The 14905-nt window shown below is 67.7% G+C and carries 13 protein-coding genes; 4 read left to right on the top strand and 9 right to left on the bottom strand.

Annotated features, from left to right (window positions below; genetic code table 11):
• Window positions 1-712: 712 nt before the first annotated feature.
• The 4 genes from trkA to trkI all read right to left on the bottom strand — a co-directional run bounded on the left by trkA (window position 713) and on the right by trkI (window position 6304).
• Complete coding sequence (gene trkA, locus DFP85_RS10320; protein ID WP_133636204.1) at window positions 713-2086, bottom strand: Trk system potassium transporter TrkA; 1374 nt, start codon at window positions 2084-2086, stop codon at window positions 713-715.
• Entirely contained in the window at window positions 2083-2829 is a 747-nt protein-coding gene (locus DFP85_RS10315) for a response regulator transcription factor (protein WP_133636203.1), read from the bottom strand. The genes trkA and DFP85_RS10315 overlap by 4 nt, the downstream gene beginning before the upstream one ends.
• Window positions 2819-4699: an ATP-binding protein gene (locus DFP85_RS10310; RefSeq protein ID WP_166644629.1), complete on the bottom strand. Its 1881-nt coding sequence runs from the start codon at window positions 4697-4699 to the stop codon at window positions 2819-2821. Before DFP85_RS10310 ends, DFP85_RS10315 begins: the two co-directional genes overlap by 11 nt.
• A gap of 129 nt (window positions 4700-4828) precedes the next feature.
• Complete coding sequence (trkI, locus tag DFP85_RS10305) at window positions 4829-6304, bottom strand: Trk system potassium transporter TrkI (protein WP_133636201.1); 1476 nt, start codon at window positions 6302-6304, stop codon at window positions 4829-4831.
• Window positions 6305-6620: 316 nt separating this feature from the next.
• On the opposite strand from trkI, the gene DFP85_RS10300 reads away from it, so the two are divergent.
• On the top strand, window positions 6621-7151 hold the full coding sequence (locus DFP85_RS10300) for a GNAT family N-acetyltransferase (protein ID WP_133636200.1): 531 nt from the start codon (window positions 6621-6623) through the stop codon (window positions 7149-7151).
• 93 nt (window positions 7152-7244) lie between these two features.
• Window positions 7245-7616: a thiol-disulfide oxidoreductase DCC family protein gene (locus tag DFP85_RS10295; RefSeq protein ID WP_133636199.1), complete on the top strand. Its 372-nt coding sequence runs from the start codon at window positions 7245-7247 to the stop codon at window positions 7614-7616.
• A gap of 47 nt (window positions 7617-7663) precedes the next feature.
• On the opposite strand, the gene DFP85_RS10290 is transcribed toward DFP85_RS10295, so the two are convergent.
• Window positions 7664-8125, bottom strand: a complete 462-nt coding sequence (locus DFP85_RS10290) for a potassium channel family protein (RefSeq protein WP_133636198.1) — start codon at window positions 8123-8125, stop codon at window positions 7664-7666.
• Window positions 8126-8298: 173 nt separating this feature from the next.
• On the opposite strand from DFP85_RS10290, the gene DFP85_RS10285 reads away from it, so the two are divergent.
• Window positions 8299-9882 (top strand): thymidine phosphorylase family protein, encoded by a 1584-nt coding sequence (locus DFP85_RS10285; RefSeq protein WP_133636197.1) that lies wholly within the window; start codon window positions 8299-8301, stop codon window positions 9880-9882.
• Between the two features lie 13 nt (window positions 9883-9895).
• Window positions 9896-10789 carry a ribose-phosphate diphosphokinase gene (locus DFP85_RS10280; RefSeq protein ID WP_133636196.1) on the top strand — a complete coding sequence of 298 codons (894 nt, stop codon included), beginning with the start codon at window positions 9896-9898 and terminating at the stop codon, window positions 10787-10789.
• A 69-nt stretch (window positions 10790-10858) separates the two neighbouring features.
• On the opposite strand, the gene DFP85_RS10275 is transcribed toward DFP85_RS10280, so the two are convergent.
• The 4 genes from DFP85_RS10275 to DFP85_RS10260 form a co-directional block, all read right to left on the bottom strand.
• Complete coding sequence (locus DFP85_RS10275; protein ID WP_133636195.1) at window positions 10859-12109, bottom strand: M20/M25/M40 family metallo-hydrolase; 1251 nt, start codon at window positions 12107-12109, stop codon at window positions 10859-10861.
• Window positions 12110-12157: 48 nt separating this feature from the next.
• The gene (locus tag DFP85_RS10270) at window positions 12158-13120 is read right to left on the bottom strand and encodes a zinc metalloprotease HtpX (protein ID WP_133636194.1); all 963 of its coding nucleotides are present in this window, start codon (window positions 13118-13120) and stop codon (window positions 12158-12160) included.
• A gap of 18 nt (window positions 13121-13138) precedes the next feature.
• Window positions 13139-13729 (bottom strand): NADPH-dependent FMN reductase, encoded by a 591-nt coding sequence (locus tag DFP85_RS10265; RefSeq protein ID WP_133636193.1) that lies wholly within the window; start codon window positions 13727-13729, stop codon window positions 13139-13141.
• A 75-nt stretch (window positions 13730-13804) separates the two neighbouring features.
• The gene (locus tag DFP85_RS10260; protein WP_133636192.1) at window positions 13805-14893 is read right to left on the bottom strand and encodes an SO_0444 family Cu/Zn efflux transporter; all 1089 of its coding nucleotides are present in this window, start codon (window positions 14891-14893) and stop codon (window positions 13805-13807) included.
• Between the last annotated feature and the right edge of the window lie 12 nt (window positions 14894-14905).

Here is a 14905-nt window from a genome sequence, read left to right as displayed (position 1 = left end):
AAGCGTGCACCAACAGTGCTGAGTAGATGATTCCGACGGAATGGTCCGCTTCTGGCCGAATGATGAATGTTAGTCTATGCTGATGGAATCATTATTGACTGTTCGCGACCCATAGCGGACATGCTGGCAAAGGCAGCAGGCACGTTCATTGGAGATATACAGCATGCACGATGATTGGTGTTATACTGCCGAACTATATTTAATTAATAGGGATTTCAATAGGATGAGAGGTGCTCGAGCGCGCAGCATAGCATTGTTGAACGGGCATGCGCGTTTAAGTGAAATATCGAGCACGCTATCTAATACCTGTTAAATTGCAGGAATAGCATGCGAGTAGGGAGCTTCATTTTCGTTGTGATTGGGCTCTTAGGAGCTGTTTTCAGCTTCCTGGAATTTTCTGGAGCCTCCCTTCCTTATCAGGATGCAACGCCAGCAATGTTGGAGCAGCAATCCGCTAGCATTCAGTTTTGGGGAGCGTCACTGAAGGCAAACCTTTTTCTTCTCATTGTTGGCGGGTGGGGTTTGTGGCGTACACGCCGCAGGAAATAATCACATGGTCGTAGTCGGCGTGGAGCTGCAAATTAACAAAGCCATTAAGTCTGTTCCGGGCCGTTGGCCCTCCACGGGACGCCCTTGTCAGGGCGCCCCTTATGACCGGCGTTATACATCAGGAAAAACTCAATGGCCGCTTCTGGCCGCGTGCAGTCCTTTCTTAAAAAAACGTCAACCCGACCTGGAAGAGCCGCTCCACGTCGCGTAGCCGGCGCTTGTCGATCACGAACAGGATGACGTGGTCGCCGGACTCCACCACCACGTCGTCATGGGCGATCAGCACCTCCTTGCCGCGCACCACGGCGCCGATGGTGGTGCCCTGGGGCAGGTCGATCTCGCCGATGGCGCGTCCCACCACCCGGGACGACTGGGTATCGCCATGGGCGATGGCCTCGATGGCCTCGGCCGCACCGCGGCGCAGCGAGTGGACGTTGACGATGTCGCCGCGCCGCACGTGGGTCAGCAGGCTGCCGATGGTGGCCTGCTGGGGCGAGATGGCGATGTCGATCTCGCCGCCCTGCACCAGGTCCACGTAGGCGGCGTTGTTGATCAGCGTCAGCACCTTCTTGGCACCCATGCGCTTGGCCAGCATCGACGACATGATGTTGACCTCGTCGTCGTTGGTCAGCGCGCAGAAGATGTCGCAGTCCTCGATGCTTTCCTCTTCCAGCAGCCGCTTGGTGGTGGCGCTGCCGTGCAGCACCACGGTGCGGTCGAGGCGTTCGGAGAGCTGGGTGCAGCGCTCGAGGTCATGCTCGATGATCTTGACCCGGTGGCTGTGCTCCAGGTGCTCGGCGAGGCGCTCGCCGATGTTGCCGCCGCCCGCGATCATCACTTGGCGGAAATCGCGGTCGAGGCGGCGCAGCTCGCTCATCACCGCGCGGATGTCGCGGCGTGCCGCGAGGAAGAAGACCTCATCGTCGGCCTCGATCACGGTGTCGCCGCGCGGGATGATCGGTCGGTCTTTCCGGTAGATGGCCGCGACCCGGGTGTCCACGCTGGGCATGTGGCGGCGCAGGAAGCCCAGCTCCTGGCCCACCAGCGGGCCACCGTAGATCGCCCGCACCGCCACCAGCTGCACCCGGCCGTCGGCGAACTCCAGCACCTGCAGGGCGCCGGGGTGCTCGATCAGCCGACGGATATAGTCGGTGACCACTTGCTCGGGGCTGATCAGCACGTCGATGGGCACCGCCTCGTGGGCGAACAGCCCCTTGCGAGTCAGGTAGGCGGCGGCGCGCACCCGGGCGATCTTGGTCGGCGTGCGGAACAGGGTGTGGGCCACCTGGCAGGCGATCATGTTGACCTCGTCGGAGTTGGTCACCGCGATCAGCATGTCGGCATCCTCGCAGCCCGCTTGGCGAAGCACCATGGGGTAGGAGCCGGCCCCGGACACCGTGCGGATGTCCAGGCGGGTGTGCAGCTCGCGCAGGCGCTCACCGTCGGTGTCCACCACCGTGATGTCGTTCTCCTCCCGGGCCAGGTGCTCGGCCAGGGTGCCGCCGACCTGGCCGGCGCCAAGGATGATGATCTTCACGACAGGGTCTCCTTCTCGTCGTCGGCAGGATCGTCGGCGCGTTCGGGCTCGATCATCAGGCGGTAGCCGATACCGGCCTCGGTCTGCAGCAATGACTGGTCAGCGGGATCATCACCGAGCTTCTGGCGCAGCTTGCTGATCACGATGCGCAAGTAGTGGGTATCGTCGGCGTGACTCGGCCCCCACACTTCGCGCAACAACTGTGTCTGGGTGACGACCCGGCCGCTGTGGCGGCATAAGCGTTCGAGCACGGCATACTCCTTGGGTGTCAGGTGAACGGGCGAGCCGTTACGCCAGACACGCCGTTCGACGGGGTCGATCACCAGTCCGTTGCCGCGGTAGCGCTGGCCTTCCGAGATCTCCTGGGAGACCTCGCGAAGGCGCAACAGGGCACGGATGCGTGCCAACAGTTCCTGGATGCCGAAGGGTTTGGTCACGTAATCGTTGGCGCCATGGTCGAGTGCCCGGACCTTCTCCCCCTCCTGGCCGCGCACCGAGACCACGATGATGGGCATCTGGCTGCGCGCGCGCAGCCGGTCGAGCACCGCCTGGCCGTCCATGTCGGGCAAGCCCAGGTCCAGCAGGACGAGATCGGGGACTTCCTTCAGAGCCAGCATCAGCCCTTCGCGACCATTCGCCGCCTCGTAGACCACGAAGCCTTGGGAGACCAGGCTGATGCGCAGGAAGCGACGAATCTGCGGCTCGTCGTCGATGACCAGGATGCGGTGGGGTTCATTCGGCATGGTGGCGAGGCTCCTCGGTGGCGTCGGGCAGTGGCAGGCGCATCACGATGCGCGTGCCGGTTCCCTCGTGGCCAGGCTCGGCGACGATGCTGCCGGCATGGGCGCCGAGCATGCCGCGACAGATGGCCAGCCCCAGGCCGCTGCCATGGCGGCCGCGATCGCCCTCGCCGCCGGTATAAAACATGTCGAACACTCGTTCGCGCAGGTGGGGCTCGATGCCGGGGCCCTGATCGGTCACCGCGAGCCATAGCTGACCCGACTCGACCCCGGCCTCAAGGCGCAGCGTCCCGCCTGGCGGCGAGAAGCGCGCCGCATTCTCGATGACATTGACCAGCGCCTGTTCGATGAGCGCCGGATGCACGTGCAAGAGCGGGAGGTCCTCCGGCCAATCGCGCTGCACGTGAAGCCCCCGCAGCGCAGGTCCCAGGCGCCGCAGGGCGCTGGCCACCAGGTCCTCCACGGAAATCCAGTCGCGCTCCAGCTTGAGGCCACCCTGCCCGAGGCGGGTCATGTCCAGCAGGTTCTGGATGTAACGGTCGAGTCGCTCACTTTCACTCAGGATGCCGTCGAGGAGTTCGCCGCGGTCGGCCTGGCTGAGCTGATCGGCAAGATCACGCAGGGTGCTGGCAGAGCCGATGATCGAGGCCAGGGGCGTTCTCAGGTCATGGGAAACCGATGACAACAGGGCCGAGCGCAGGCGCTCGTTCTCCTCGGAAAGCCGCGATGCCTCCAGGTCGGCGACCAGGCGGGTGCGCTCCAGCGCCAGTGTCAGCAGGCGCAGCATGGCATCGATGCGTCCGTCCTCGTCGGGGGATGGTGGGTGCTCCCGTTGTCCGAGGGCCAGGCAGACCAGCGCTACCAGCCGCCCCTGTTCCACCAGCGGAATGACCTGCCAGTCGGTGTCCAGCGGCTGCTCGGTCCCCTTGCCGCTGGGACGACGATGGAGACGGCTCCAGGCCACGGCGGTCTTGGCGTCGGGGGCGAGCTGATGTCCGGCCGGTGCACTATGGAGCAGTGCCACATCACCCTCTTCATCGGTGGCATCCAGCATCACCACCGGACAACCGAGCCAGCGCATCAGGGTGGCCACGCCCACCTCGCCGACGCGGTGCCGGTCCGTTGCCACCGCGAGCTCTCGGGAGAAGGTCAGCAGCTGGTAGGTCTGTTCGCGGCTCGCCCGCAGGGCGAGCAGGCGGGTTCGGGCGCTGCCCGCCAGTTGCCCGACCACCACGGCGACCAGCAGGTAGACCACCACGGTGACCAGTTGATCGTCCTCTACCATGGCCAGCGAGTAGCGCGGTTCGGTCAGGAAGAAATTGAAACTGACAAACCCCAGCACGGCGGCCAGCATGGCGGAGCGGGTTCCTGCCAGGGTGGCGCTGAGCAGTACCGCGCCGAGAAACAGCAAGGAGAGATTGCCCAGTGCCAGCCAGGACTTCAGGCCCGCCGACAGGCCCAGGGCCGCCAGGGTCGAACTCACGGCAATGCCGGCATCCCGCCACAGCCCGGGGCGTTGGCGGGGGCGAGGACGAAAGCGTGGCCGCTGGCGTGCCTCGGCGGCCACCACGAGGTCGAAGGGTCCGCCCAGGCGGGCCAGACGCTCTGCCAGAGGGCGACGCCAGAACCGCCAGCCCGAGGGGCGCCCATGGCCGACCAACAGGGTGGCAACCTTCAGCTCGTTCGCCAGTGCCAACAGTTCGCGGGCACGATCCTGTCCCGAGACCACGCGGACATCGCCGCCCAGGCGCTGGACCTGGGCAAAGTCGCGCTCCAGCATCAGCCGTCGCTGCGGATCCTCTCTGTCGCTCTCGACGTAGGCGGCACACCACTGGACGCGGTCACGCGTCGCCAGGCGATGGGCGGCACGCACCAGAGCGGCATCCTCTGCGCCACCGCTCAGTGCGACTAACAGCCGAATGGGCGCTGGGTGACGCGACGGACTGGCCGTGTGTTCTTCGAGCTCCTGCATGGTCTTCTCAAGGGCCTTTTGCATGGTGATCTATCGCCGCCAGAACATCGGGGTCAGGAGGACCAGCACCGTCAGGATCTCCAGACGCCCCATCAGCATGCCGACGCACAGCAGCCACTTTGCGGCGTCAGGGAGAGGGATGAAGTTGCCTGATGGGCCGATGATGTCGCCGAGCCCCGGCCCCACATTGGCCACCGCCGTGGCGGCGCCCGAGAGCGCCGTGATGAAGTCCAGCCCCATCAGGGATAGGCCGAGTGCCAGCCCGGCGATGGTCAGGAAGAAAAAGAACGAGAACGCCACCACGCCCCGCGTGATCTCGTCGGTCAGCGTCTGGCCATTGTAGCGCGAGACAAAGACGCCGCTGGAGTGGTTGAGAAAGCGCAGCTGGCTGACCAGTAGCAGCATGGCGACCTGGAAGCGGAAGATCTTCATGCCCCCGGCGGTCGAGCCACTGCAGCCTCCCACGAACGTGAGGTAGAAGAAGGCAACCGTCGCCATCGGGCCCCACAGGGTGTAGTCATCCGAGGCGTAGCCGGTGGTGGTGACCACGGAGATGACGTTGAAGACCACATGGGTGAGTGCCTCGAAGGGTGGGGTGCCCAGCCACATGCGCCACAGGGTCAGCAACAGACAGACCGTGGCCAGCAGGATCAGCAGCCCATGCACCTGCTGATCCCGCCATAGCGCCATCCGTGCCCCGCGCAACACGCGGATGTAGAGGACAAAGGGCAGGGCGCCCATCAGCATGAACAGGGAGCCCAGCCATAGCAGGTGGGGCTGTTCGGCATAGGCACCGAAGGAGGCATCGGAATTGGCGAAGCCACCGGTCGCCAGTGAGGTCATGGCATGCACCACGGCATCCAGCGGTGCCATGCCACCCAGCCAGTAGGCGAGCATCGCCGTGAGCGTGAAGCCGCAGTAGATGCCGAGCGTTGCCTTGGCGATGCCGCCTGTTTTCGGCATGACCTTGTCGGACCAGTCGGAGGATTCGGTGTGGAACAGCCGCATGCCGCCTACCTTCAGGAACGGCAGGATGGCGATGCCCATGACGATGATGCCGATGCCGCCCAGCCACTGCATGATGCCGCGCCATAGCTTGAGGCCATCGGAAAGCTGGTCGATGCGCGACAGGACGGTGGAGCCGGTGGTGGTAATGGCCGACACCGACTCGAACACGGCGTTGGTGAAGGTGAGTTGTGGCGCCCCCAGCACCAGCGGCAGGCTGGCGAAGGTACTGATACTCACCCAGCTGAGCGTGGTGACCAGAAACATCTGCCACGGCTTGAGGGAAACCGTGATACGCAGCGTGGCCAGCAAGCTGATGGCCACCGAGGCCAGCACGATGCCGGTGGACAGGGCGAAGGCGCGTGCATCGGGCTCTTCCTCGATGACCAGGACCAGCCAGGGCACCATCATGAAGACCGCCAGGACCAGCCACAGCACGGAGAGCACCTTGAGGATTGGCGCCCAGTTGAGCCACTGCTCACGGAGTACGCTCTCGCGCATGGTAGCCTCCTCGACGTTCTGCGGTTATGCCATCTGGCAGGGGAGACAGAGCCCTCATGGCATCACAGAGCCATCTAAAAAATCCGTAAAATCTGGACAGGACATCGCCGCTTTCCGCCCGGGCAAGTCGCGCCGTGGCGTGGCTCAAGGCCCGGCTGGTGGATACCCCACCCAAGGGATGATGTGTGCTGGAGCATATTGCGGAGCAGGCCCGCGTCCGGCTGACTTCCTGCCTCGGCCTCATGAGCGCAGGCGACGTGCACGGCCATTTTCCCTGCAGGTTGGCTGTCACGCCCTATCGAGAGGAGGCCAGGCAATGCAGTTGGCACGGTTTGCAGCGCACCAGGCGGCAGAGGTCCAGGCACTGTTTGCAAGGACCTTTTCCGACGCCGAGGGGCCGGCAGAAGGCGAACGGGTCGGGGGCCTGGTGCGCAAGTTGGTGGCTGATACCGACCCGCGGGATGTCCTGGGGTTCGTGGCCATGGAGAAGGGCCGGGCCGTGGCAGGCATCTTCTTCTCGAGGCTCAGGTTCGATACCCCGGTCGAGGCCTTCCTGCTGTCACCGGTGGCGGTGCATCCCGACTACCAAGGCCAGGGCATCGGGCAGCGCCTGATTCGTTTCGGCCTCGAGCGGCTGAAGGAGCGGGGCGTGACGCGGGTCTTCACCTACGGGGCCCCGGCGTTCTATTCGCGTGTCGGCTTCACGCCGGTCTCCGAAGAGACGGCGCCCTTCAGGCTGTCCCAGCCCGAAGGCTGGCTCGGGCAGGCGCTGGATGGGCATGAGATGACGTTCCTGCCCGGTGTGCCGCGGTGTGTCACGGCGTTCGACAATCCCGCATATTGGTAAGGCACATCGTGCCGAGGCGTGCCGCCGTTTGGTGAACCCCCACGGCCGAGTAGAGTCTGCCGCGGTAGGCCTCAAATGAAGGAGAGTGATTCGATGACCGTACTGCCACCGCTCAAGGTCTACTACGACGGTGCCTGCCCCGTCTGCCGGCGGGATCGTGCCCGCTACGAGCGCTGGGCGGGGGGAGCCGGCGACCAGGTGGCGTGGCGGGACGTGACCGAGCACCAGGCGACGCTGCGCGAGAAGGGCGTCGACCCCCAGGCAGCGCTGCTCTCCCTGCATGTAGAGGAGGAGGGCGGGCGCATCATGGATGGAATCGACGCCTATATCCTGCTGATGCGCCGGGTGCCACGCCTCAGGCCCCTGGCCTGGCTGATCGGCCTGCCGGGGCTCAAGCCGGCGCTGCGCTGGTGCTATGACCGCTGGGTAAGGAAGCGCCTGGCGCGAGAGGGTCGCCTGCCCTGAGCCTGCGCTTGGCCGCACGCGGTAGCATCCTCCTCGCCGCGGATGGCTCAGCGCTCCTGCCGGGCCGACCAGTGACGCTGCATCTCGAGGAAGGTGAGAGAGGCCGACCAGGTGATCAGCATGAAGCCGATCAGCGCCTCGGTGCCCGTCAGGAAGCGGATCGGGCCGGTGGGGAAGAGGTCGCCATAGCCCAGGGTGGTGTAGGTGATCGCCGAGAAGTAGACGTAGTCGAGAAAGTTGACGGCGGCGATGCCCGCGAGCTCGCCGGCCTGTGGGTGCTCTCCGAGCAGGGCCATGGCCACGGCGAACAGCCATATCTCGGCAATGTGCGCCCCGAAAAGGCCGAAGGCCAGCTTGAGGAAGCGCCGGCGCAGGGTGCTGCGCGACTGTTCCAGGCGTTGCCAAAGCCTCAGCGACACCTCGTAGTGCAGCAGGATGCAGGCCACGACGGCGATCAGGGTGATGGCCACGGCCCAGAGGTGGCCGGCATCCAGGGCAGCATCGAGCACGGGCGGTGGTCCTCCTGTCGGGATGCGGCCAGCCTAGCGCGATCACGGGGACGCCGTCACGGCCCTTGGCCGCGCCCGAATGACGCCCCGCTGAGGCGCTGCTAGGATGGGCCCATTCGTCACCCGCGTGACGCGCGGCCGGCAGGCCGGCACCTGCCGCAAGGAAGGCTGTCATGAAGACGACCCATGCCACCCGGGCGGAAGCCCTGGACGATATCCTCTCGCCGCTCTCGCTCAAGCGGGTCGGCATCGACACGTACCGCGAGAACGTGGCCTACCTGCACCGCGAGTGCGGCCTCTATCGCGCCGAGGGCTTCCAGGCGCTCTCCAAGGTGGAGATCCGCGCCAACGGCCAGCGTATCCTGGCGAGTCTCAACGTGGTGGACGATGCCGCCATCGTCGACTGCCAGCAGCTCGGCCTCTCCGAGGACGCCTTCGAGGCCCTGGGCGTGGAGGCGGGCCATCCGGTGAGCGTCTCCCAGGCGGAGCCTCCGGCCTCGATACCCGCCCTGCACCGCAAGCTTGCCGGCGAGCGGCTCTCCCGGGACGACTTCCGGCACATCATCCGCGACATCGCCGAGCTTCGCTACTCCAAGATCGAGCTGACCGCCTTCGTGGTGGGCTGCGACCGCGGCGAGCTCGACCGCGAGGAGGTCTTCTACCTGAGTGATGCCATGAGTCGGGTGGGGCGCCGCCTCGACTGGCACGAGCATCCGGTGGTCGACAAGCACTGCATCGGCGGCATCCCGGGCAACCGCACTTCCATGCTGGTAGTGCCCATCGTCGCCGCCCACGGCCTGCTGTGTCCCAAGACCTCCTCGCGGGCCATCACCTCGCCCTCGGGCACCGCCGACACCATGGAGGTGCTGGCCAACGTCGACCTGCCCTTCGACGTGCTGGGCGAGATCGTGCGCACCCATCGCGGCTGCCTGGCCTGGGGCGGCACCAGCGAGCTCTCGCCCGCAGACGACGTGCTGATCTCGGTGGAGCGCCCGCTCTCCATCGACTCCCCGGGCCAGATGGTCGCTTCCATCCTCTCCAAGAAGGTGGCCGCCGGCTCCAGCCACCTGCTGCTCGACCTCCCCGTGGGCCCCCATGCCAAGGTGCGCTCCATGCCCGAGGCGCGGCAGCTGCGCCGGCTCTTCGAGTTCGTGGCCGGCCGCATGGGCCTGACTCTGGACGTGGTGATCACCGACGGCAGCCAGCCCGTGGGGCGCGGCATCGGCCCGGTGCTGGAGGCCCGCGACGTTATGCGTGTGCTCACCCACCACCCCGAGGCGCCCATGGACCTGCGCCAGAAGGCGCTGCGCCTGGCCGGACGGATGCTGGAGTTCGACCCGGACGTGCGCGGCGGTGCAGGCTTCGGCATCGCCCGTGACATCCTCGATGACGGCCGGGCCGCCGAGAAGATGCAGGCGATCATCGAGGCCCAGGGCCGCAGGCCCTTCGACCCGGAAAACCCGCCGCTGGCCCCCCACAGCTTCGAAGTGCTGGCCGCGGCGGACGGCGTGGTCACCGGCATCGACAACCTCAAGCTGGCGCGCATCGCCCGCCTGGCCGGTGCCCCCAAGGCGGCGGGAGCCGGGGTCGACCTGCTCCGGCGCATCGGCGACCCGGTGACCCGGGGCCAGCCGCTCTATCGCGTCCATGCCGCCTACCGCAACGAGCTGACCTTCGCCCACCAGTCCACCGAGCGGGACACCGGCATCGCCATCGGCCGCGCCGAGGAGATCATCCGGCTCAACGTCGAGTTCTGAACAGGGAGGTTCGATGACCCGCGCACTGCTGCATTTCCAGGACGAGGCGGCCCCCGCGCGGCGCGTCGCCGAGGCGGCGGGCCTGCCCGCCCACGCCGTCGAGCGCCACCGCTTCCCCGACGAGGAGCTCAAGCTCCGGCTGCCCTTCGCCGAGACGGGCGCCTTTCCCGAGACCCTGGTGCTCTATCGCAGCCTCGACCGGCCCAACGACAAGCTCGTCGAGCTGCTGCTGCTGGCACGCCACGCCCGCCAGCAGGGCGTGACCCGCCTGGTGCTGGTGGCGCCCTATCTCGCCTACATGCGCCAGGACATCGCCTTCCACCCCGGCGAGATCGTCAGCCAGACCATCGTCGGCGGCTTCCTCGCCGAGCTGTTCGATGCCGTGATCACCGTGGACCCGCACCTGCACCGCATCGAGCGTCTCGACCAGGCGATTCCCCTCGAGTACGCCATCGCGCTCTCCGGTGCCCCGCGGCTGGCCGCGCTGATCGCCGAGAAGCGCCACGCCCCCCTGCTGCTGGGGCCGGACGAGGAGGCCCTGCAGTGGGTGCGTCAGGCCGGCGAGGCCACCGGCTTCGAGGTCGGCACCTGCCGCAAGACCCGCAACGGCGACCGCAACGTGCAGATCGAGCTGCCGAATATCGAAGTCGCCGGCCGCCAGGTGGTGCTGATGGACGACGTGGCGAGTTCCGGCCACACCGTCGCCCGCGCCGCCGAGGCGCTGCTCGACGCCGGGGCCGCCTCGGTGGACGTGGCGATCACCCACGCGCTGTTCGCCGGCGATGCGCTGGCGGTGATCGAGGCCGCCGGGGTCGGCGAGGTGTGGAGCACCGACTGCATCGCCCACGACAGCAACGCCATCGCCATGGCGCCGGTGCTGGCCGAAGCGCTCGCCGCGCTGGGCTAGCGCTGTCCAGAAGGCCGCAGGGCGGGCCCTGGGCCCGCCCTGCGGCATGCGTCTCACCCGCTGGGTGCGTTACTTGTCGGTTTTCTCGGGCTTGTCGGAACCCTGGTGAGCCAGGAGACCGGCCTCGTCCAGGCGCGGGTGGTGGTCGAGGAACTCGCGATGCGGGTCCGGCAGGGCGTCCAGCGCCTGCACGGTATGGGTGATGGCATGGATCGCCGCCAGCACGTCCCGGGTGTAGCCGGTCTCCGAGATGGTGTGCATGTTGCGGATCGGGAAGCCGATGGAGGTTGCCACGCAATCCACGGCGGCGAGCACCCCGGCCATGCCGTCGGTGCCGGTATCCACGCCGACGATGTCACGCTGCATGGGAATGCCCTGTTCCCGGGCGGTGGTCTCGATGATCCGGTTGAGCTGCTCGCTGGCGATGGCGCCCACCGACATGGTGAAGCCCTTGCCCATCTCCAGCGGCTGCATGCGCCGGTCGCCGATGCCGGGGGCGGCCACGTAGTCGTGGTTGACGTCCACGGCGATGATGGCGTCGGGCTCGAGCTCTCCGGCCAGCACCCGGCTGCCGAAGCGGCCGATCTCCTCGTAGCTGGCGATGGCGAACATCACCCGCACCTGATCGGTGCCGCCCGCCTCGGCGATCAGCCTCGCCACCTCGGCGGTGACGAAGCAGCCCAGGCCGTTGTCCAGGTAGGCGCCGTAGAAGGTGTCCGGGCTGAAGCCGTGGCGGATGGGCCGGTCGAGGAGGATCGAATCCCCGGGCCGCACGCCCAGGTTCTCCACCTGCTGTTTCTTGTTCTCGCCGTGGATCTGCAACTCGAGGTAGAGCTGCTCCTTCTTGATGCCCTTATCGCCGTTGCGCTGGGCCGGGTCGGAGAAGTGGATGGCACCCAGCGCCTCTACGGTGCCGCCCTCGATGCGCCGGTAGCGGCCGGGCGCCTCGGGGTCCTCGCTGAACAGCGTGACCTCGTGGCCGATCACCACGTTGGGCAGGAAGGAGTCGCTGTTGATCCAGATCTTGCCGTCCTCGCCGATGGAGCGCACCTGCATGCGGATCTTGTCGGCATGGCCGATGATCATCACCTTGAAGAGGTCGTCGCGGCCCGGATGGGTGTCCAGCACCACGCCGGCGTGGCCCTTGAACTGGTGCAGCTGCCAGCTATCCGGGGCGAAGCCCTCGAAGTGGGGCTTGAGCACGCCGTAGGTCATGGCGGCCTCGAGCCCCACCGGGCTGGGGGCGGCGAGGATGCGCCGCATCAGGTCGAACTGCGGCTCGGGCATGGGGCTGTTCCAGGGCTTTTGCGTATCGCTCATGGCGGTCTCTCTTGCTCGTTCAGGAAAGTGGGGGAGGGGGCGAGCGCCTCAGCGCCGGCGGCGTATCCAGTAGCGCCGGCCCATGGCCCCCGGGCGCTCGAGGATCTCCGGTGGCGCGTGGTGATTGTCGTCGTGATGGTCATGCAGGGAGGCGTCCCTGGTCGCCTCGACGCCCATCAGCCGGCGGATGCGCTCCTCCGTCGGCGGGTGGGTGCGCAGCCAGTCGAGCCCCGCGGGCGGATGGCGGCCGAACAGCGCGGCCAGCCAGCGGCCGTGGTGGCGCTCCAGCACGGCCAGCGCCGAGGCCAGCCCCTCAGGGTCGCCTGTCAGGGCCACGGCGTCCAGGTCGGCGGTGTACTCGCGGTTGCGGGAGAGGGCCAGCTGGAGCAGGGTGCTCAGGCTGGGGGCGAAGGCCACCACCAGCAGCAGGCTCCAGGGCAGGCGTAGCTCGCCGGCCAGGATCAGCGGCACCAGCAGCAGCAGGCTGAGCTGAAGCACCGTGGTCAGCCAGAGGGTGAGCCGGGTCATGGCCGCGGCCATGGACATCACCCGGGTATCGCCATGGCGCAGGTGGCTCACCTCGTGTGCCAGCACGCCGGCCAGCTCACGCAGCGTCAGGGTGCGCAGCAGGCCCTCGGTGACGGCGATGCCGCCGTCGTGGCGGGTGCCCACTGCGAAGGCGTTGAGCTCGGGCGAGGGCGCGTAGAAGAGCTGCGGAGGCCGGGTGAGGCCGGCGCGCCGATAGAGCGTATCGAGCAGGCGGTAGAGCGAGGGCGCCTGGTGGCGATGGAGCAGGCCGGCCCCGGCATCGGCGAGGATGACCCGCGCCGGCACCCAGCTGCCGGCTAAGGCCCCGGCCACCACCACCCCCAGGCTCACGACGATGCCGAGGCCGCCGGCCAGGAGGTAGCCGGGCACCGCCAGCACCAGGGCCAGGGCGGCCATGATCAGCAGGGTCTGCAGGCCGTTCTTCACCCGGCTGCGCCAGAGGCGTTGTGTCCCGATCGGCATCGCGTTCCTTGGCGAGGGTCAGCCGTGCAGCCGGTGCAGGCTGTCGACCAGTCGGCCGCAGATGGCGTCCAGTTTCTCCCGCTGCTTCTCGTCGCGCAGTCGGCCGGTGTCGTCGAAGGCCTCCGCGGCCTTCGCCACGGCGAGCTGGTCCGGCAGCACCGTCACCCCGATGTTGGCCAGCAGCTGGCGGGCCAGCCCCAGGCTGCGGATGCCACCCAGACCGCCGGGCGAGGCGGAGACCAGGGCGGCCAGCTTGCCCTCGAAGAGCGCGAGGCCGCTTTCGCCCTCATGGGGGCGGGTCAGCCAATCCAGGGTGTTCTTGAGCAGCGGAGTGATGAAGCCATTGTACTCCGGCGACGCGATCAGCAGCCCCTCGTGGTCGGCCAGACCGCGACGCAGCACCAGGGCGTTCTCGGGCAGGCCCTGTTCGGCCTCCAGGTCGCCATCATAGAGCGGCATGGGGTGGTCGCGCAGGTCGATGAAGGTGGGGCGTCCGCCCAGCTGCTCGATGCGCTCGGCGGCCAGGCGCGCCAGTGCCTTGTTGTAGGATCCGGCGCGGCTGCTGCCGGCAAAGACCAGGATGCGGGGGTGAGGCTGGCGATCCGTCATGTAGGCTCCTTCGGGGTCGATCGTTCTCCCGGCGGGGACTTGTCGGGTTGGGCGGGGCCCGCCGGGTCGCCGGGATCAGGCGTGGTGGGGCAGGTGGCCGGCAAGGGTGCGGCGCAGCGGTTTCACCGCCAGCCCGACCAGCACCACGAGCCCTACCCACTCGACCCAGGCCGGCAGCAGTTCGTTCACTGCCTCGATCTGGCGGGCGATGTCGAGCTGCCACCAGCTTGCCACCGCATCCACGCCCAATCCCAGCAGCACCGCGCTTGCCAGGATGCCGGCGAGATAGGCCACCAGGGCCCGATTGCCCATCTCGCGGCGAAAGACCCCGAGGGTGGCCAGGCTGGTGACCGGCGCGGCGATCAGGAAGACCAGCACGGTGCCGGGCGAGACGCCGGCCAGCAGCAGCCCGGCGGCGATGGGCGTGGCGGCGGTGGCGCACATGTAGAGCGGGATGCCGATCACCGCCATGACCAGCATGGCCCCCAGGCCGCTGCCCAGGGCGGCCAGCTGCTGTGGTGGCACCAGGGCGATCAGGGCCCCGGCGACCAGCAGGCCCACCAGCAGCCAGAGGCTGATGTCGTCGAGGATGTCGGTGAAGGCATAGCGAAGCCCATCGGCCAGTCGGCTGGCGAGCCCCGGCGCGGCGCTCTCGGCAGGCGTATCCCGCGCATCGCCGCCGCCGCCGCCGCTGGCGCAGCAGCTCCCGCAGCCATCCTCCGCCTCGGGCTCGACGTCGGCTGGCACGCTCGTCGACATGTCCGTCGGCACAGTACGGCCTACCAGCAGGCCGGTGACGATGGCGGTGAACACGGCGCTGGTCGCCCGGGCCACGGCCATGAAGGGGCCGAGCAGGGCATAGGTGATGGCCATGGAGTCCACGCCGATGCCCGGGGTGCCGATCAGGAAGGCGGTGGCCGGGCCGCGTGATGCTCCGCCGCGATACATGGCCAGTGCCGTGGGAATGGCCCCGCAGGAGCAGAGCGGCAGGGGGGCGCCGATCACCGCCGCCCGGGCGATGCTGCTAAGCCCCTGGCCGCCGACCCAGCGCTGCAACAGGGCCTCGGAGACCAGCGCCTTGATCAGCCCGGCCATCACCAGCCCCAGCAGCAGCCAGGGGGCGGCGGAGAGGGCGACGGCCAGGATGGCGTTCAGCAGGGACATGGGACGCTCCTC

The sequence above is a fragment of the Halomonas ventosae genome (assembly GCF_004363555.1).
Classification (GTDB): Bacteria; Pseudomonadota; Gammaproteobacteria; order Pseudomonadales; family Halomonadaceae; genus Halomonas; species Halomonas ventosae.
This window is presented reverse-complemented; position numbering and strand designations above follow the sequence as displayed.

Excerpts from the sequence above, each read along its gene's own strand:
- DFP85_RS10295 (WP_133636199.1), top strand. The coding sequence starts at position 7,245 with ATGACCGTACTGCCACCGCTCAAGGTCTACTACGACGGTGCCTGCCCC.
- DFP85_RS10270 (WP_133636194.1), bottom strand. The coding sequence starts at position 13,120 with ATGCCGATCGGGACACAACGCCTCTGGCGCAGCCGGGTGAAGAACGGC.
- trkI (WP_133636201.1), bottom strand. The coding sequence starts at position 6,304 with ATGCGCGAGAGCGTACTCCGTGAGCAGTGGCTCAACTGGGCGCCAATC.
- DFP85_RS10280 (WP_133636196.1), top strand. The coding sequence starts at position 9,896 with ATGACCCGCGCACTGCTGCATTTCCAGGACGAGGCGGCCCCCGCGCGG.
- DFP85_RS10260 (WP_133636192.1), bottom strand. The coding sequence starts at position 14,893 with ATGTCCCTGCTGAACGCCATCCTGGCCGTCGCCCTCTCCGCCGCCCCC.
- DFP85_RS10275 (WP_133636195.1), bottom strand. The coding sequence starts at position 12,109 with ATGAGCGATACGCAAAAGCCCTGGAACAGCCCCATGCCCGAGCCGCAG.
- DFP85_RS10315 (WP_133636203.1), bottom strand. The coding sequence starts at position 2,829 with ATGCCGAATGAACCCCACCGCATCCTGGTCATCGACGACGAGCCGCAG.
- DFP85_RS10265 (WP_133636193.1), bottom strand. The coding sequence starts at position 13,729 with ATGACGGATCGCCAGCCTCACCCCCGCATCCTGGTCTTTGCCGGCAGC.
- DFP85_RS10285 (WP_133636197.1), top strand. The coding sequence starts at position 8,299 with ATGAAGACGACCCATGCCACCCGGGCGGAAGCCCTGGACGATATCCTC.
- DFP85_RS10300 (WP_133636200.1), top strand. The coding sequence starts at position 6,621 with ATGCAGTTGGCACGGTTTGCAGCGCACCAGGCGGCAGAGGTCCAGGCA.